The organism is Gracilimonas qinghaiensis, assembly GCF_046602855.1.
Classification (GTDB): Bacteria; Bacteroidota; Rhodothermia; order Balneolales; family Balneolaceae; genus Gracilimonas.
In genome coordinates this window covers 1,735,150-1,750,358 of the sequence record NZ_JBKINJ010000001.1, presented here as the reverse complement: position 1 = coordinate 1,750,358, position 15,209 = coordinate 1,735,150, and the positions used below count along the sequence as shown (strand labels likewise).

At 41.3% G+C, this 15,209-nt stretch carries 14 protein-coding genes; 6 read left to right on the top strand and 8 right to left on the bottom strand.

Translation table 11 applies throughout. The features are described from left to right. Nucleotides 1–6: 6 nt before the first annotated feature. From ACKGJO_RS07820 to ACKGJO_RS07810, 3 genes are all read right to left on the bottom strand, one after another. Nucleotides 7–684, bottom strand: a complete 678-nt coding sequence (locus ACKGJO_RS07820) for an OmpA family protein (RefSeq protein ID WP_411322856.1) — start codon at nt 682–684, stop codon at nt 7–9. Between the two features lie 78 nt (nt 685–762). Then, on the bottom strand, nt 763–3,315 hold the full coding sequence (locus tag ACKGJO_RS07815; RefSeq protein ID WP_411322855.1) for an ABC transporter permease: 2,553 nt from the start codon (nt 3,313–3,315) through the stop codon (nt 763–765). Nucleotides 3,316–3,320: 5 nt separating this feature from the next. Beyond that, complete coding sequence (locus tag ACKGJO_RS07810; protein WP_411322854.1) at nt 3,321–4,034, bottom strand: ABC transporter ATP-binding protein; 714 nt, start codon at nt 4,032–4,034, stop codon at nt 3,321–3,323. Between the two features lie 114 nt (nt 4,035–4,148). Between ACKGJO_RS07810 and ACKGJO_RS07805 the strand changes: the two genes are divergently transcribed. Next, the gene (locus tag ACKGJO_RS07805) at nt 4,149–4,757 is read left to right on the top strand and encodes an arylesterase (RefSeq protein ID WP_411322853.1); all 609 of its coding nucleotides are present in this window, start codon (nt 4,149–4,151) and stop codon (nt 4,755–4,757) included. Nucleotides 4,758–4,849: 92 nt separating this feature from the next. Further along, the gene (locus ACKGJO_RS07800) at nt 4,850–5,743 is read left to right on the top strand and encodes a PIG-L family deacetylase (RefSeq protein WP_411322852.1); all 894 of its coding nucleotides are present in this window, start codon (nt 4,850–4,852) and stop codon (nt 5,741–5,743) included. Between the two features lie 67 nt (nt 5,744–5,810). Here ACKGJO_RS07800 and ACKGJO_RS07795 read toward each other — a convergent pair whose 3' ends face one another. From ACKGJO_RS07795 to ACKGJO_RS07775, 5 genes are all read right to left on the bottom strand, one after another. Then, nucleotides 5,811–6,569, bottom strand: coding sequence for an SIMPL domain-containing protein (locus ACKGJO_RS07795; RefSeq protein ID WP_411322851.1), 759 nt, complete (start codon nt 6,567–6,569; stop codon nt 5,811–5,813). After that, nucleotides 6,520–7,140 (bottom strand): hypothetical protein, encoded by a 621-nt coding sequence (locus ACKGJO_RS07790; protein WP_411322850.1) that lies wholly within the window; start codon nt 7,138–7,140, stop codon nt 6,520–6,522. Before ACKGJO_RS07790 ends, ACKGJO_RS07795 begins: the two co-directional genes overlap by 50 nt. Nucleotides 7,141–7,222: 82 nt before the next feature. Then, nucleotides 7,223–7,447: a hypothetical protein gene (locus ACKGJO_RS07785; protein ID WP_411322849.1), complete on the bottom strand. Its 225-nt coding sequence runs from the start codon at nt 7,445–7,447 to the stop codon at nt 7,223–7,225. A 46-nt stretch (nt 7,448–7,493) separates the two neighbouring features. Continuing rightward, a complete protein-coding gene (locus ACKGJO_RS07780) occupies nt 7,494–7,832 on the bottom strand; it encodes a hypothetical protein (RefSeq protein ID WP_411322848.1) in 339 nt (112 codons plus the stop codon). Next, nucleotides 7,825–8,544: an SGNH/GDSL hydrolase family protein gene (locus ACKGJO_RS07775; RefSeq protein WP_411322847.1), complete on the bottom strand. Its 720-nt coding sequence runs from the start codon at nt 8,542–8,544 to the stop codon at nt 7,825–7,827. Before ACKGJO_RS07775 ends, ACKGJO_RS07780 begins: the two co-directional genes overlap by 8 nt. Before the next feature lie 238 nt (nt 8,545–8,782). Between ACKGJO_RS07775 and ACKGJO_RS07770 the strand changes: the two genes are divergently transcribed. From ACKGJO_RS07770 to dnaJ, 4 genes are all read left to right on the top strand, one after another. Next, nucleotides 8,783–11,641 (top strand): TonB-dependent receptor domain-containing protein, encoded by a 2,859-nt coding sequence (locus ACKGJO_RS07770; protein WP_411322846.1) that lies wholly within the window; start codon nt 8,783–8,785, stop codon nt 11,639–11,641. A gap of 18 nt (nt 11,642–11,659) precedes the next feature. Next, the gene (locus ACKGJO_RS07765; RefSeq protein WP_411322845.1) at nt 11,660–13,198 is read left to right on the top strand and encodes a hypothetical protein; all 1,539 of its coding nucleotides are present in this window, start codon (nt 11,660–11,662) and stop codon (nt 13,196–13,198) included. 191 nt (nt 13,199–13,389) lie between these two features. Next, nucleotides 13,390–13,971, top strand: a complete 582-nt coding sequence (locus ACKGJO_RS07760) for a nucleotide exchange factor GrpE (RefSeq protein ID WP_411322844.1) — start codon at nt 13,390–13,392, stop codon at nt 13,969–13,971. A gap of 3 nt (nt 13,972–13,974) precedes the next feature. Continuing rightward, on the top strand, nt 13,975–15,162 hold the full coding sequence (gene dnaJ, locus ACKGJO_RS07755; RefSeq protein WP_411322843.1) for a molecular chaperone DnaJ: 1,188 nt from the start codon (nt 13,975–13,977) through the stop codon (nt 15,160–15,162). The last annotated feature ends 47 nt before the right edge of the window (nt 15,163–15,209 follow it).

Here is a 15,209-nt window from a genome sequence, read left to right as displayed (position 1 = left end):
ACTAAATTAGTTGCCTATTCGGCCTTCTTCAGCAGCTTTTTTCAGTTCATCATTGGCCCAGATAGCGATCTCAACCCGTCGATTTTGCTGTCGCCCGGCTTCGGTATCGTTTGTGGCAACAGGTTGTTCTTCTCCATAACCTACAATGGTCATTCTCTCAGCATCTACACCGGTAAAGGCGGCATATTCTGCTACGGAACGAGCACGTTTTTCTGATAGCTCCTGATTGTATTCTTCTGAACCACGGCTGTCAGTATGTCCTCCAAACATAATGTTTGTATCCTCATACTTATTTAAGATCTCAGCAAGATCGGCAATGTTTTCTTTTGACTGATCTTTTAAAGCAAAAGAGTCAAAATCAAACAGGATTCCGGAATCAAAAGTGATCTTGATACCTTCACCGACGCGTTCAACAGTAGCGTTTTCGAGGTCTTGTTCCAATTCTCTCGCCTGACGATCCATATAGTTTCCAATTGCGGCACCTGTTGCACCACCTACAGCGGCACCTACAATAGCACCAGTAGTTGTATTACCTGCCGCTTTACCTATCACAGCTCCTGCCAATGCCCCGGCACCCGCTCCAATAGTTGTTCCTTTGGCTGTTTTACTCCAGTTTTGACAAGCAGTAAATGGAAGGGCAAGTATTAAGCCGAATAAAATAAATTTTAAACTTTTAGTTTTCATGTAGATCCTCTCTTTTGTTGGTATTCATTGTTATTAAACAACATAAGATAAAAATGTTCCGTTAAATAGGGCTCTTTTTTATTCTACTTCAGCTCTAAGAACTTCTAATGGCGGTTTGTTATGAATGCCACGCGTATTCAGTAGACCTATCAGTAAGACCAATGTAGTAAGAATGATTATTTCTACCCCTATAATAAAGAAATCCGGGACAAAATTGATCTCAAAGTAAAAATAACCGATCAGATAACTTGCACCCAATGAGAGTATCAAACCGGTCATAGATGCCATGATTCCAAGTAGGGCATATTCGATGATCTGTATCTTGATGACCTGTTTTTTTGAGGCCCCAAGTGTTCTTAATAGTACAGCTTCTCGAATTCTTTGAAAGCGTGAAGTGGCTGCTGATCCGGCCAGTACGATCAAGCCGGTTATGATACTGAACAAACCGATGAACTGAATAACAAAGGTTACTTTGCCCAGAAAATTTTGAACCGTCTCGAAAACAAGTCCCACATCTATTGCTGAAACATTTGGATAAGCTTGCACCAGTTTCTGCTGAAGTTCAAGTGATGAATCACGCCCGTCAGTTTTGATTGTGGTGGCAAAGAATTGAGGGGCATTATCAAGTACCCCTGCAGGGAAGACTACAAAGAAGTTTGGTGAAGGCTGATCCCATTTAACGGTTCTGGTGCTTGCAATATAAGTCTGTATTGGAATACCCTGCACATCCCAGGTCAATGTATCACCAATGGAAGCATCCAGATCTTCCATCTGATCAACCTCAACTGATATAGGCACGACCTGATCAAATCCTTCAGCTCTGCCGATCCATTCGCCATCAACAATGGATTCGGTAGGCAATAACGAATCACGATAGGTAGAACGATATTCTCGGTTTAAAGCCCAGCCTCGAGGGTTGGCAGTGGTGTCTTCTCTTAATTCTGCAGGGGTCATTCCGTTGATGGATTGTATCCTCATCGTCACTATGGGTACATTTTGGAGAATTTCATGTCCGTTTGACCTTATAATATCATTCACTCCATCATTTTGATCATACTGGATGTCATATAAGGCAAGGTTTGGCAGGTCTTCCTGTCCACCAAAATCGATTTGATCTAGTAACATATCCTGTGTCAGATAAAGGGAACTGATCATAGTTACTCCCAGACCGAAAGTGAGTAAAAGGGTAGTTGTTTGATTATTAGGTCGGTATAGGTTAGCTAATCCTTGTCTGAGTTCATATGAAAAACCGGCACGCAAAAACTTTCGTGAGCCCTTCATGATCAACTTTGCAAAACCGGTTAATAACAGCAAACATGCTACCAATCCACCAGTGAATGCCAGGGAAGGTATTATCTCACCGATCATGATCCAGGCATAGGTGGTTACAAATAACAATAGTACAGCTGACAGAGTAATCTTTGTGTTATTCGAGAGTAATTGAGCCAGGTTGATCTGAATGCTTCTGATAGAATATAGTGGGGAGATCTTTTTAACGGCTAAAAGTGGAAATAAGGCAAAGAGAACGGATATAACCAATCCAGTTCCAATTCCAATGGCCACTGAGGTCCAGGAGATGTAAAGTTCAATATCTACCGGAAGGAAATCCTGAACAAGAACGGGTAAGAACATCTGAATGCCTGATCCTATCATAGCTCCTAATGCAGAACCCACAAACCCCATCGAGGCAGCTTGGATCAGGTAGATCAATAAAGCCTGATTCGATGATACTCCCACGCAGCGGAGTACAGCTACGGTATTGATCTTTTGCCTGATGTACACAAAAATAGAGCTTGCCACTCCTATTCCACCAAGCAGCAGAGCGATAAAACCAATAAGATTTAAAAAGTTGGATAAATATAAAATTGCTTCACCTACTTCTTCCTCTCGTTCTTCAACTGTATCATAGCCGAAACGCAGACCTTGTTCGTCACGCAGATCATCGAGTCTATCATCCACATAGTTCATATCTGTACCATCGGGAAACTTATGCCAGGATACATATTCAAGTCTGCTTCCCCTTTGGAGAAGGCCGGTTGCTTCCACATTTTCTTTTGGTATGAAGATCCTGGGTCCAAAAAAAGAAGCAGCAACGGGTTGTCCGGGTATCTCTATCAATGTTCCCTCGATCTCGTAAGTAACCTGTCCTATTTTTACAGAATCACCGGGTTGCAGGTCAAATAATCTCATGACGGGTTCATCTACCAGTGCTCCCCCATTAGTTTGAAAAGTTTCGGCTGCTGATGAGGGTTCAGTGATCAAGTCTCCATAAAATGGAAAGTTACCTTCTATAGCTGTGATCTGTGAAAGCCGCGTATTCCCGTTTTCCGGGAAAAATGCCATAGAATTAAACTCAAGGGCAGTAGAGACATCGCCACCCAGCGAATCAAGTACGGTCTGCAGTTCTTCCTGGAATGGAGCATTGCGTTCTACCTCAAGGTCTGCTCCAAGCAATTCCTTGGCTTGACTCTCAATGCTACTGTTTAGGTTTGACCTGAATGAAGTGATCGCAACCTGAGCTGCAACTCCGACAATAATAGCAGCCATAAAAAGAAACAGCTTGGATCGATGAGATCTTGAATCACGCCACGCCATTTTGACTGTCCAAAGCAAAGAGTTTTTATTACTCATATGATCTATTTAGGCGCGCTTTCTGTTTCAACTTCAGCGTGAGAGTCTTCATTTACCCGCCCGTTTTTGAGGCTTATGATCCGGTCACACTTTTTAGCCAGTTCCAGATCATGGGTAACCAATACAAGGGTCGTACCCTGCTTTTCATTCAGATCAAAGATCAGGTTTTCAATATACTCTCCGGTCTCAGTATCCAGATTACCGGTCGGTTCATCGGCAAACAGGATCTTAGGGTCGTTGATAAATGCACGCGCTATAGCCACACGTTGTTGTTCACCGCCTGAAAGTTGAGTAGGATAATGGTGTGTACGGTCACCGAGTCCAACACTCTCCAGTAGTTCTCCAGCCCTTTCGCGGACTTCCTTGGTGCCTTCTCCCCGCAGTTCCAAGGGAACCATTACATTCTCTATGGCTGTCAAAGTGGGTACAAGCTGAAAAGTTTGAAATACAAAACCCACATGTTGGTTACGAACCTTAGCTCTTTCATCCTCATTTAAAGGATTGAGTGGAATTTCATTTAGTGTAACAGTGCCGGATGAGGGGCGATCCAGGCCGGCACACAAACCTAGCAGGGTTGTTTTGCCGGACCCAGATGGTCCTACTACGGCACATGAGATGCCTTCAGGAATTGAAAAATTAATATTGTTTACAACCGTTAAGGTCTTGGTTCCACTTTGGAATTTTCGGTATAGCTGATGAACTTCGAGTATATTTGACACGTCTCTTATTTTTTGAATCATACCGACTCAAACAACGGTTTATTGGGGAAACATTCCTTTAAAGTTTCAAAAAATAAACGACCCTTAAACCTAAATTTATATCAAATCAATTACATGAGATCATTATTTATCTTTCTCATTGCATTTACATTTGTTCAGGCTCAAAGTCCAGAACAAAAGAGTATTTTATTTTTCGGTGACAGTATTACAGCAGGGCTTGGGGTGGATAAAAGCCAAGCCTTTCCGGCACTAATACAGCAAAAAGTTGATTCTGCGGGATTAAATTATGAAGTGATTAATGGAGGTCTTAGTGGAGAAACCTCAGCCGGAGGATTAAGGCGAATCGACTGGGTATTGCAAAGAAAGATCGATGTATTTGTGCTTGAATTGGGAGGCAACGATGGGTTGAGGGGTATAGAGCTTAGTTCCACAAAAGATAATCTACAGCAGATCATTGATAAAGTTAAGTCAAAATATCCGGATGTGCAGATCATACTTGCCGGAATGCAGGTCCCGCCGAATCTTGGACAAGAATACACGAGGCAATTCGAGAGCATGTATCCTGAGCTGGCTGAAGAAAACGGACTCCCACTTATCCCCATGATACTTGACAAAATTGGCGGAAATGAGGACTTAATGCAGAGTGATGGAATACATCCTACACCAAAAGGTCATAGGGTGATCGCTGAGACAATATGGGAAAAACTGGAACCTTTGCTATAAAAAATTACTGTTTTAAGCTTGTTATCTCAACCTTTTTAAAACAAATTTTCAATCGTACATTACATCAATATTGAATTGAAAAACAAGATCTTATGATGAAGAGATACTTAATTCTGATGGTTTTTCTCCTTTCCGGACCGACCATTATTGCACAAGATTCGCTGCTAAATTACCAACCCAAAGTATTGTTGGTCACGGCACATCCTGACGATGATGCCTTATTTTCCGCTACCATTTTTAAAACAACAAAGCTGTTGGGAGGTAAGGTGGACCTGGCACTTATGACCAATGGTGAAGGAGGGTATACCTATTCCACACTAGGGAATTATATCTATAATAAAGAGCTGGATAAAGAAGAGGTTGGCCGGCAATATTTGCCCGGAATCCGTAAGCAGGAACTAATGGCAGGTGGAGACATTGTTGGAATCCGGAACTATTTTTTCTTCGACCAACCTGATTTTTACTATACTGAAGACGTACACGAAACCTTAGAAAAGTGGAATACAGACTGGGTGCATGAAAGGCTGGTTCAGATCCTGAAAGATGGAGATTATGATTTTCTGTTCTTGATGTTACCCTTCGAAGAATTCCACGGGCATCATAAAGCCTCTGCTGTATTGGGTCTGCAAGCAATGAAACAATTACCTGTTGATGAACGTCCGATTGCGCTACAGGCTTTTATCAGAAGAGGGGAGAATCCGGGTGTAGGTTTTACACAAATGGAAGGATTTCCGGATACAAAAGTGAAAGAAGGCGTTCTCTTTGAATTTGACCGCAGTCAGACGTTTGGTGTCAACGACCGCCTGAACTATAACATTATTTCCAATTGGGTGATCGCTGAACACAAGTCGCAGGGAACCATGCAACTGCTTATGCAAACCGGCGCTAAAGTGGTCGAACAATACTGGTATAATGAGTTGAACGGAGATGATAAACTTCTGAAAACGACCGAATACTTTGAAGCTGTTAATGCAGCTCGGCCTTAACTGGGTATATCGTTAATGGTGTAAAGGGTGTTTTTATTCTAACTCACCATTACACCGGCTGGAAATATTATTCAATGAAATAGCTGATATTGATATTAGATCGAACTTCTACGGTTTGAGCGAAATCCATCATAGATGCATCGGCTGACAGTGACATCATTTCCATGGTATTCCCTCTACGTGGAACACTGACCTGATGATCGGAATAATTAATGGTATATATATCTCCAACTTGGGTTCCCGAAGTCTTGGCTATCAGGTCCGCTCGTTCTTTTGATGCCTCAATAGCAGAGATAAGTGCATTTTCTTTTCCTTCAGCAATTTTTGTGGAGGAAAACTGTCCGTTGAAGGTATCAAAATTATTTTTGATCAGTGTAAGCTGTATACGCTCATACATGTCGAAATCGTTGAAGGTTATACTTACAGATTGATTTGTGCTGGTTATATACTGCGGCTCTTGATTATTGTAGCGATTAGCGTTGACCTGTCGTCGGTTCATTCGTATCGGTTCGAAGTCAATATTTTTTTCTGTTATGTTTAATTCATTAAGTAACCCTGCTAACACGGATTCTTTATCTTTGTGCAATTCGTAGGCTTCCTGAGGTGTTTCGGCTTCAGCGTTTATGGTTACGTTAAATATGATGAGATCCGCAGGCAGTAATTCTGATGCGCTCATATTTATTGTGATAGTTCGTTCCGAAACAGGTTGTTGGGCTAATGTTGTGCAGCTTATTCCGAAAAAAAGCAAACTTATCGTCAATGTGATCTTGCCCAGTTTACTTCCATTCCAATCCATATTCCTGTTTGATCTTTTGTACGTCTTCATAATTTTTTCCTTCATTTAGTTTAAAAACCCGACTTCCGAGCTGGTCAAATTCATTTATGTTGAAACCTGCCTTGTACCAACTTTCAAGTACGTCATAATATTGTTGATGTTTTTGTTTGTTTTTGAGGAGCATCCCGAAATCAGATACTCTGTTTCCATTGATCACCTGAAAATGTAGTAAGGTCCTTTGCATGCCAAACTGAATCGACTTCATCAGGTAAATGTTGATCTCAGTTTCCTCATTAACATAAATAGGAGAAGATGGATATTTTTCAGGATTCTTTTTTGGCTTCAATGCAATTCTATGTGGAGAAATGATCACCTTTCCTGCATTGCGACTTAAAAACAGAGATATAAATGCAAAGCCATACCCCACTATCATTATAAATCCCAATAGGAGTTCACCCCAGGAAGGAAGGTTTAGGTCAAAGTAATCGAGGGTATAAATGCTAAGCAGTACAGCGATTGTAACGCTAATTCCAACCCTGTATTCGATAGCTTCAGGATAATAAGGTTTATGGGAAGGTTCATTTTTCCTGAAAGATGGCTTTAAAAGATCGAATTGATTCATGATCTGCTAAAATTTAGTTAAAGATGAAGTTTGATCAGGAAAAGCTGGTATGCGGTAAATTCATTTCAATATATCATTCGGTTTACTGCCATTCTATTCCGTATTCCTGTTTGATCCTTTGTATGTCTGCATAATTTCTACCTTCATTCAGTTTGAATACCCGTTGTCCCAGATGATACTCCTTGACAGGGCACTCCGATTTATACCACCTCTCCAGAACCTTCAAATATCGTTTTTCCTCTCCACGATTTTTTATGGTCAAACCAAAACTAGCTTCATCGTTCTCTTGCTTAACTATAAATTGCATGATCACATAAGAAGACCACTAACGAAAGGACTGAATGATGTTGATCTCAAGTTCTGAAAATATCAGTTAAATCGATAGGAGAGTCAGGAAAGTCGTTTTCATCCATTATGGGCTGAAGTATTATCTCATCCTCCTTAAGGATAACCTTACCAAAATTCCTACTATAGGAAAATGGAAAATACGCCAACCCGAATGTGATAAAAGCCAAGATAAAGCCCGGAACAACAAACCAACCCTGGTCAAGATCGCCAGCAAAAGTCGCCCCCATATAAAAAATAAAGTAGATGTTCATCCCGATTTTAAATTCCCTGGTCTGTGTAAAGGTCAGTGTTCCCGTCAAAGAGTCTTTTGAACCCTTAATTTTGTTAAGTGTAAACTCATTCATGATCCTGTACAATTTTGTTTACTGTTGGCAGTATTCTTTGCACCCACATTGCATACATTTGTGCTGAGGGGTGAAGACCATCGGTGGCTAATAGGCTTGGATCATTTTCAACCAATTCAGATAACTCTGTTATATTAATAAAAGGAATCCCGAAATCTGCAGCAAACTGTTTGGCTATACTATTATAGATTTCAATTTCCTGCCGAATCACCACCGGGTTTCGTGATTGTCCAAAAGGAGTGACACCATAGTTTGGTATAGAAATGACAATGATATTTGAAGTATCCCCTTTTGCAAACGTGATTGCCTTATCCAGTAATTCTTTGAATTCGTTTCTATATAATTCAATATCCAGTCCCTGATATTGGTTATTAACTCCGATCAGTAGTGTAACGAGGTCAAAGTTAGGTTCAGGTTGGGCTTCATCTATCCCATTCTTCAGGTCCGTGGTTGTCCATCCGTTGGTTGCTATAACGGCGGTAGTGTCTAAAGTGTAACCTCTTGCAGTCAGGGAATCTGAGAGCTGATGCGGGTAATTATTTTCTTCATTGATTCCTGTTCCAATTGTGTATGAATCTCCCAGTGCCAAATAGCGTATGGGCTCAGAAACGTTAGTTTCCGTGGTATCTATTTTTGAGTTACAAGCAGTTAAAAGTAACAAAAGCAGTAAGAATGGAAATATTTTGAGCGAATAATATGCGTTTTGAGACATTAGAATATGATTTAGGCGTTTTTAATAGGAATATTGAAGAATTAGGCAAGCAAAGGATTCTACCCTAAATAAAATAAGTGGAAGCGCTTGCATTTATGCTATAAACAGACTTTTATTTGGACTATGATACGTAATACGGCCAAAAATCAAAATTATGTAGCCGGAACTGCATAAAGAAACTGATTGATATTCTACATATCAAAGGCCTTTCTTAATTATAACTTTAAGGATCAATACTATGAGCAACATGATTCAGCGAGTACTAACCGTTTGTGTAGTACTAATTCTATGCCTGGGTACCATAAACGGGCAAGCAGAAAATGTAGAAGATGAAACAGTAATATCAGGTCTTGTAACAGATGTTGAAGGTGAGCCTTTAGCAGGCGTGAATATAAGGGTTGAGGGTAAGGTGATCGGAACGGCAACTAATCCTGACGGAACGTTTAGTCTAACCGTTCGGCAGGACCCGCCACTTACACTGATTGTTTCTATTGTTGGTTTTCAATCTAAAAGGGTTGATATAACTGAATCAGTTGTTGATGATCTGGAGATCGTATTAGAGGAAGAGACGATCTCAGGAGGTGATGTGGTTATTTCCGCATCAAGAGTTGAAGAAAGCATCCTGAAATCACCTGTATCCATTGAGAAGATGGATGTCTTGGATATTCAAACTGCAGCTTCACCCTCTTTTTATGATGCGATCTCAAATTTACAGGGAGTTGATTTCAGTTCACAAAGTATGACGTTTAAATCCATCAACACTCGTGGTTTTGGGGCCAACGGTAATACACGTTTTGTACAGCTGATAGATGGAATTGATAATCAGGCTCCCGGCCTTAATTTTGCTGTGGGTAACATTGTCGGTATTTCGGAACTTGATCTGGAAAGCGTTGAACTTATTCCGGGAGCAGCATCTGCCCTTTATGGGCCCAATGCCTTAAATGGTATTCTTTTAATGAACAGTAAGAGTCCATTCGAATACCAGGGACTTTCTTTCAGCGTAAAACAAGGTGTTAACCACCTTGACAGTGAAGTTGAAGATGCGTCCTTGTATCAGAGCTATGATTTTAGATATGCGAACGTGTATGATAACAAACTCGCGTTTAAAGTCACTGCTTCCTATTTAAAGGCCCAGGATTTTGTTGCTCAGGATTATCGTGACCAAAGCGGTATTGTAGAAAGAGGTGATTATCCCAGAAATGACCGTAGAGTTTTCAATGGCGTGAATATTTATGGTGATGATGTGTTGAATCTTGGTTCCATTGCTGATGGCGTTATTGCCGGAGGCGGAGCTCAAGGCGCACAGATCGCAGCTATTAGAACGTTGATACCGGATGGTCCTGATGGTAACTTTTCAGCTCCCGGTTTCCGCGAATCTGAGTTTGTGGACAACACAACAGAAAGCTTGAAACTTGGTACCGCTCTTCATTATCGTATCAATGATAGCTACGAGATACTAGGTCAGTATAATATTGGTTTTGGTAGCACAGTCTATACTGCAAACGACCGCTTTGTACTAGATGATTTCAATATCTGGACAGCCAAACTTGAACTTCGAAATCCAAACTTTTTCTTAAGAGGCTATACCACACAGGAAGATGCCGGTGATACATATGCTGCTAATACTGTGGCAACACGTGTAAACCAAATAGCCTACATCACTCCCTATTTTCAAACTTTTGCCGGTGCGAGAACCCAAGGTGCCACAATAGATCAGGCTCATGCTCAGGCAGATGCGGTAGCAAGTGCCAATCAGCAAAACTTTCTACCTGGCACACCCGGATTCAATCAGGCAGTGGATTCTTTGAGAGCTTTGTCTATTGCGGGAGGTGGAGCACTGTTTCTGGATAAATCAGATCTCTATCACGTTGAAGGGATGTATAACTTCTCAGAACAGCTTAATGTAGAGGGCTTGAGTGTGCTTGCCGGTGGTAACTACCGTATGTATGATCTTAATTCAGAAGGCACCTTGTTTGCCTATAAAGACCCTGCAGCACAGGAAGAATTCAACATCAATGAGTTTGGTGCCTACGTTCAGGCGAATAAATCATTTTTAGATGACAACCTGAATCTGCAGGCCTCACTTCGATATGATAAGAATGAATATTTTGAAGGGCAGTTTTCACCCCGTATTTCAACTACTGTAACCCTAGCCGACAGACATAATTTCAGGGCTTCCTATCAAACAGGTTTTCGGGTTCCTACCACGCAGGATCAATTCATTAACCTGGATGTTGTAAGTCGTTTGCTGATCGGTAGTAATCAGGCTCTTGTTGACCGTTACAGATTCAATAGCAATACGGTTTATTCGGCTCAAAGTGTCAGAGAAGCACAAGGTATAGTTAATTCAGGGGGCAGCTTAGCTGATGCTCGTGCTGCGCTTGAAGTTCCTGAAATTGAAGCGATCGAAACTGAGAAGATCTCAACTTTCGAAGTTGGTTATAAGGCATTCTTGACGGATAACATGTTAGTGGATGCCTATTACTACTACAGCTACTATACTGACTTCATTGCAGAGATTCAGTTTATTCAAGGTGTCCCGAATGGGATGACTAACGATCCTGCACCATTCGATCCTGACAGCGAAGCAGGACAGGACGCTATTATTAATGGTGGTGTAGCCACTCAAGAGTACGGTTTTGATGTTAATGCCGACGGTAACGTTGAATCACATGGCTGGGGGCTTAATATGGAGTATTCACTGCCGAAAGGATTTACTGCTGGCGGTAATGTTTCCTATAACAAACTTTTAAGTCAGGAAGATTTAATCAATCAGGGATTCCGTGCTAGCTATAACACTCCGGAATGGAAGTATAATGTTAAATTAGAGAACAGAGGCTTTGTTGAAAATGCCGGCTTTAACTTTACATACAGATGGCAGGATGCCTTTTTCTGGGAATCTTCCTTCGGCGCTGGTGTGGTACCGGCATTTGGCACATTGGATGCACAGCTTAACTACAAGTTTTCTGATCTGAACACGATCGTGAAGATTGGTGGAAGCAACGTACTGAACGAACGATATACTACCTCGTTCGGTAATCCAAAAATGGGCGCGATCTACTATATATCGCTGACATTCGATCAATTCCTGAACTAATTAAAAAGAGATCTTATTATGAAACGCTTTAAAAATATATCAAAATTACTGTTAGTTGCGGCCTTGCTCTTCACTGGGTGTGAAGGTCAGGAAAGCAGTCTGATCGAGGATCGTCTGAATGATAATCCACTTCCAAGTGATCCTAACGTAAATTATACAGCCGGAGATGCTGATTTTAGTAATTACATTTCTATCGGCAACTCTTTAACCGCTGGTTATATGGATGGAGCCTTGTATGATGCAGGGCAACAAAATTCACTGCCGGCATTAATAGCTTCGCAATTAGCTGTTGTTGGTAATGAATCGTTTAATCAGCCAAATATTAATTCAATAAATGGATTTAATACTACTGTTGAAAACCCACAAAATGGATTTATACTAGGTAGATATAAGCTGGATACAAGTATTCCGGGCCCCTCACCTGTAGTTGGAGGTGACCCTATTTCAAACTACACGGGAGCAACTTCTGAATTAAATAATTTTGGGGTTCCAGGTATTGTTGTTGGCCAGTTATTGACACCGGCCACTGGTGGTCCGAACTCAGAACAGAATCCTGCTTTCAATCCGTTTTATCAACGTTTTGCTAGTAACCCAAGTCAGGATGGGCAAACTGGTTCAACGATTATTAATGATGCTATTTCTGCCCAACCCACATTTTTTTCCCTTTGGATTGGGAATAACGACGTATTGGGATATGCTGCCGGAGGAGCCTCCAATGAAAATATTCTTACTGATGATGGAGATTTTCAAGCACAGTTTAATGGTGTAATTAATTCACTGATGGGTAATACTCAAGCTGATGGAGTAGTTGCTAACATACCACCTCTTTTGGGATTAGCGTACTTTCAAGCAGTGCCTTATGATGCTATACCTCTCGAAAGCCAGCAACAGGCTGAAGCTTTAAATAATGGGTATCAAGATTATAATAATGGCTTGTTACAGGCTGAAGGTGCAGGATTAATTGACGAAGATGAACGTCAAAGAAGAACTATTGAATTTGAAGTAGGGGCAAATCCATTTGTAATGGAAGATGAAACATTAACAGATTTATCTGCACTTGGGTTGCCAAATTACCGACAGTCAGAATCCACTGATCTTGTGATATTATCAGCGGCAACTGCTTTTGCCACAGGTGTTGGAACTCAATCAGCTGCAGGGGATGAGTTGGTTCTTATTCCTCAGGAACAACAGCAAATTGAAGTAAAAAGAGCAACTTTTAACAGCATGATAGCAAATGCCGTGTCAAATTACCCGGATCGCCTTGCGCTTTATGACACTAATGCTCCATCAGGTGTATTTGCAGATATCTTCGGCCTGAGTGATGGAACACCAGGTATCATAATTAACGGTGTAAATCTTCAACCTGATTTCAGTCCTAATGGAATCCTGTCTACAGATGCAGTTCATCCTAACCAAAGAGGAAATGCAATATTAGCAAATGAGTTTCTAAAAGTTATTGAGGAAAATTTCAATGCTACACTACCAGAGGTTGACGTACTCAATCTGCCAAGTGTTCAGATATGTGCGGGAGATTGCGCAAGTCAGATCGGTAGCTGATCAGATAGCATAATTACATAGTTTGGAAAAAGCCTCATATCTATAAGGTATGAGGCTTTTCTATGTCAGTCATTCGGCTGGTAAATTCAAAAGAGTAAGTTTGACATTAAGTGATTTGAATAGGGTGAATGGCATGCTATTTGCTCTCTTTTAACCAGAAAACGAAAAATTTTAATAATTGATGATCATCAATGAGTAAGAAAAAAGAAGCAGAACAACAGATAGCCGATCAAGAGGAGACTACTGATCAGGATACTGAAGACATTGAAACTCCTGAGGATATCGAGGATTCTACTGAGAATGAGTCAGACGAAGAACAAAGCAGGATCGAGGAACTTGAAGCTGAATTAGCACATACCAAAGACTCACTGCTTCGTAAAGCAGCTGAGCTCGATAATATCAGAAAGAGAGTACAACGCGAGCGTGTACAGTTGTTTGAAGAAGCCAAAGCTGGGGCATTAGAAGATTTTATGCCAATAGCTGATGATCTGTTACGTACGCTGAAAGCGGCTGAAGAATCTGAGATCGAAGACAGCTTTTTGGAAGGGGTTACCATGGTAGCTGAAAAATTCAAGAATGTACTTGAAAAGCATGGGGTAGAAAGGATCGATGAGACCGGCGTACCATTTGATGTGAATCTACATGATGCTATGATGAAGCAACCGGCTCCAGATGAAAAGACCGGGAGTGATGTCGTATTGCAGGTCCTGGAAAGTGGCTATAAGATCGGAAATAGAACCATTCGTCATGCTAAAGTAATTGTGAGCGAGTAAAATATGTCTACCAAAAGAGATTATTACGAAATACTTGGAGTTGATAAAAGTGCCTCGGATGCTGAGATAAAGAAGGCATACCGTAAAATGGCTATGAAGTTTCACCCGGATCGTAACAAGGGAGACGAAGAGGCTGAAAAAAAATTCAAGGAAGCTTCCGAAGCTTATGAGGTCCTCAAAGATAAAGAGAAGCGAGCCCAATACGATCAATTTGGTCATGCAGGAGTAAATGGTCAGGGTGGCTTTGGCGGTGGTGCCGGAGTGGATTTCGACAACATGGGCTTTGAAGATATCTTCAGCAGATTTGGTGATATCTTCGGAAGCGGATTTTTTGGTGAAGAAGCTTTTGGCGGAGGTGGGCGCAGAGGCCGCTCACGCGCCCGTAGAGAGCCCGGGCAGCCTGGGTCGGATATGAAGATCAGAATGCCATTAACCCTCGAGGAGATCGCATTTGGGGCTGAGAAAAAGCTTAAGATCAAAAAGCAGATCAAATGTGACTCCTGCGATGGAACCGGTGCTGAAACAAATTCTGATTTTGAAACGTGTTCAACCTGTAACGGAATGGGTGAAGTTAGGCAGGTAACTCGAACCATGCTGGGACAAATGGTGAATGTTCAGGCTTGCCCAACATGTAATGGAGAAGGCCGCATCATCAAGAACAAATGTAAAAAATGTTCAGGAGAGGGACGTATAAAGGGTGAAGAGACCATTAAGGTCAATATCCCATCCGGTGTGTCAAATGGCAATTATATTACCCTTCGAGGTCAAGGTAATGCCGGTAGAAGGGGTGGTTCTGCAGGTGATCTCATCGTTCTCATCGAAGAGAAAGAACATGAGCATTTTCAGAGAGAACGAAATAATATATATTACAATCTGACACTGAGTTTGCCTGATGCTATTTTAGGGACTGAAGTAGAAGTACCAACCTTGAAAGGAAAAGCTAAACTTAAGATCGATCCCGGTACTCAACCCGGTAAAATGCTCAGAATGAGAGGAAGAGGTATCAAAGGGTTGAATAATTCTGTGGAGGGAGATCAATATGTTCGCCTGAACGTATATATCCCGGAAAATATGTCAGATTCTGAAAAGAAGGCAATTGAATCACTAAGAGGATCAGAAAATTTTGATGCATCGAATGCTGATGGCAGTGGTAAAAACTTCTTTTCTAAGATGAAGGATATGTTTGGTTGATTTAGTTACAAGGTGCAAGGTGCAAGGTGCAAGGTGCAAGTTGCAAG

Coding starts and splice junctions, on each gene's coding strand:
- ACKGJO_RS07820 (WP_411322856.1), bottom strand. CDS start 684: ATGAAAACTAAAAGTTTAAAATTTATTTTATTCGGCTTAATACTTGCC.
- ACKGJO_RS07815 (WP_411322855.1), bottom strand. CDS start 3,315: ATGAGTAATAAAAACTCTTTGCTTTGGACAGTCAAAATGGCGTGGCGT.
- ACKGJO_RS07805 (WP_411322853.1), top strand. CDS start 4,149: ATGAGATCATTATTTATCTTTCTCATTGCATTTACATTTGTTCAGGCT.
- ACKGJO_RS07800 (WP_411322852.1), top strand. CDS start 4,850: ATGATGAAGAGATACTTAATTCTGATGGTTTTTCTCCTTTCCGGACCG.
- ACKGJO_RS07795 (WP_411322851.1), bottom strand. CDS start 6,569: ATGAAGACGTACAAAAGATCAAACAGGAATATGGATTGGAATGGAAGT.
- ACKGJO_RS07790 (WP_411322850.1), bottom strand. CDS start 7,140: ATGAATCAATTCGATCTTTTAAAGCCATCTTTCAGGAAAAATGAACCT.
- ACKGJO_RS07785 (WP_411322849.1), bottom strand. CDS start 7,447: ATGCAATTTATAGTTAAGCAAGAGAACGATGAAGCTAGTTTTGGTTTG.
- ACKGJO_RS07780 (WP_411322848.1), bottom strand. CDS start 7,832: ATGAATGAGTTTACACTTAACAAAATTAAGGGTTCAAAAGACTCTTTG.
- ACKGJO_RS07775 (WP_411322847.1), bottom strand. CDS start 8,544: ATGTCTCAAAACGCATATTATTCGCTCAAAATATTTCCATTCTTACTG.
- ACKGJO_RS07770 (WP_411322846.1), top strand. CDS start 8,783: ATGAGCAACATGATTCAGCGAGTACTAACCGTTTGTGTAGTACTAATT.
- ACKGJO_RS07765 (WP_411322845.1), top strand. CDS start 11,660: ATGAAACGCTTTAAAAATATATCAAAATTACTGTTAGTTGCGGCCTTG.
- ACKGJO_RS07760 (WP_411322844.1), top strand. CDS start 13,390: ATGAGTAAGAAAAAAGAAGCAGAACAACAGATAGCCGATCAAGAGGAG.
- dnaJ (WP_411322843.1), top strand. CDS start 13,975: ATGTCTACCAAAAGAGATTATTACGAAATACTTGGAGTTGATAAAAGT.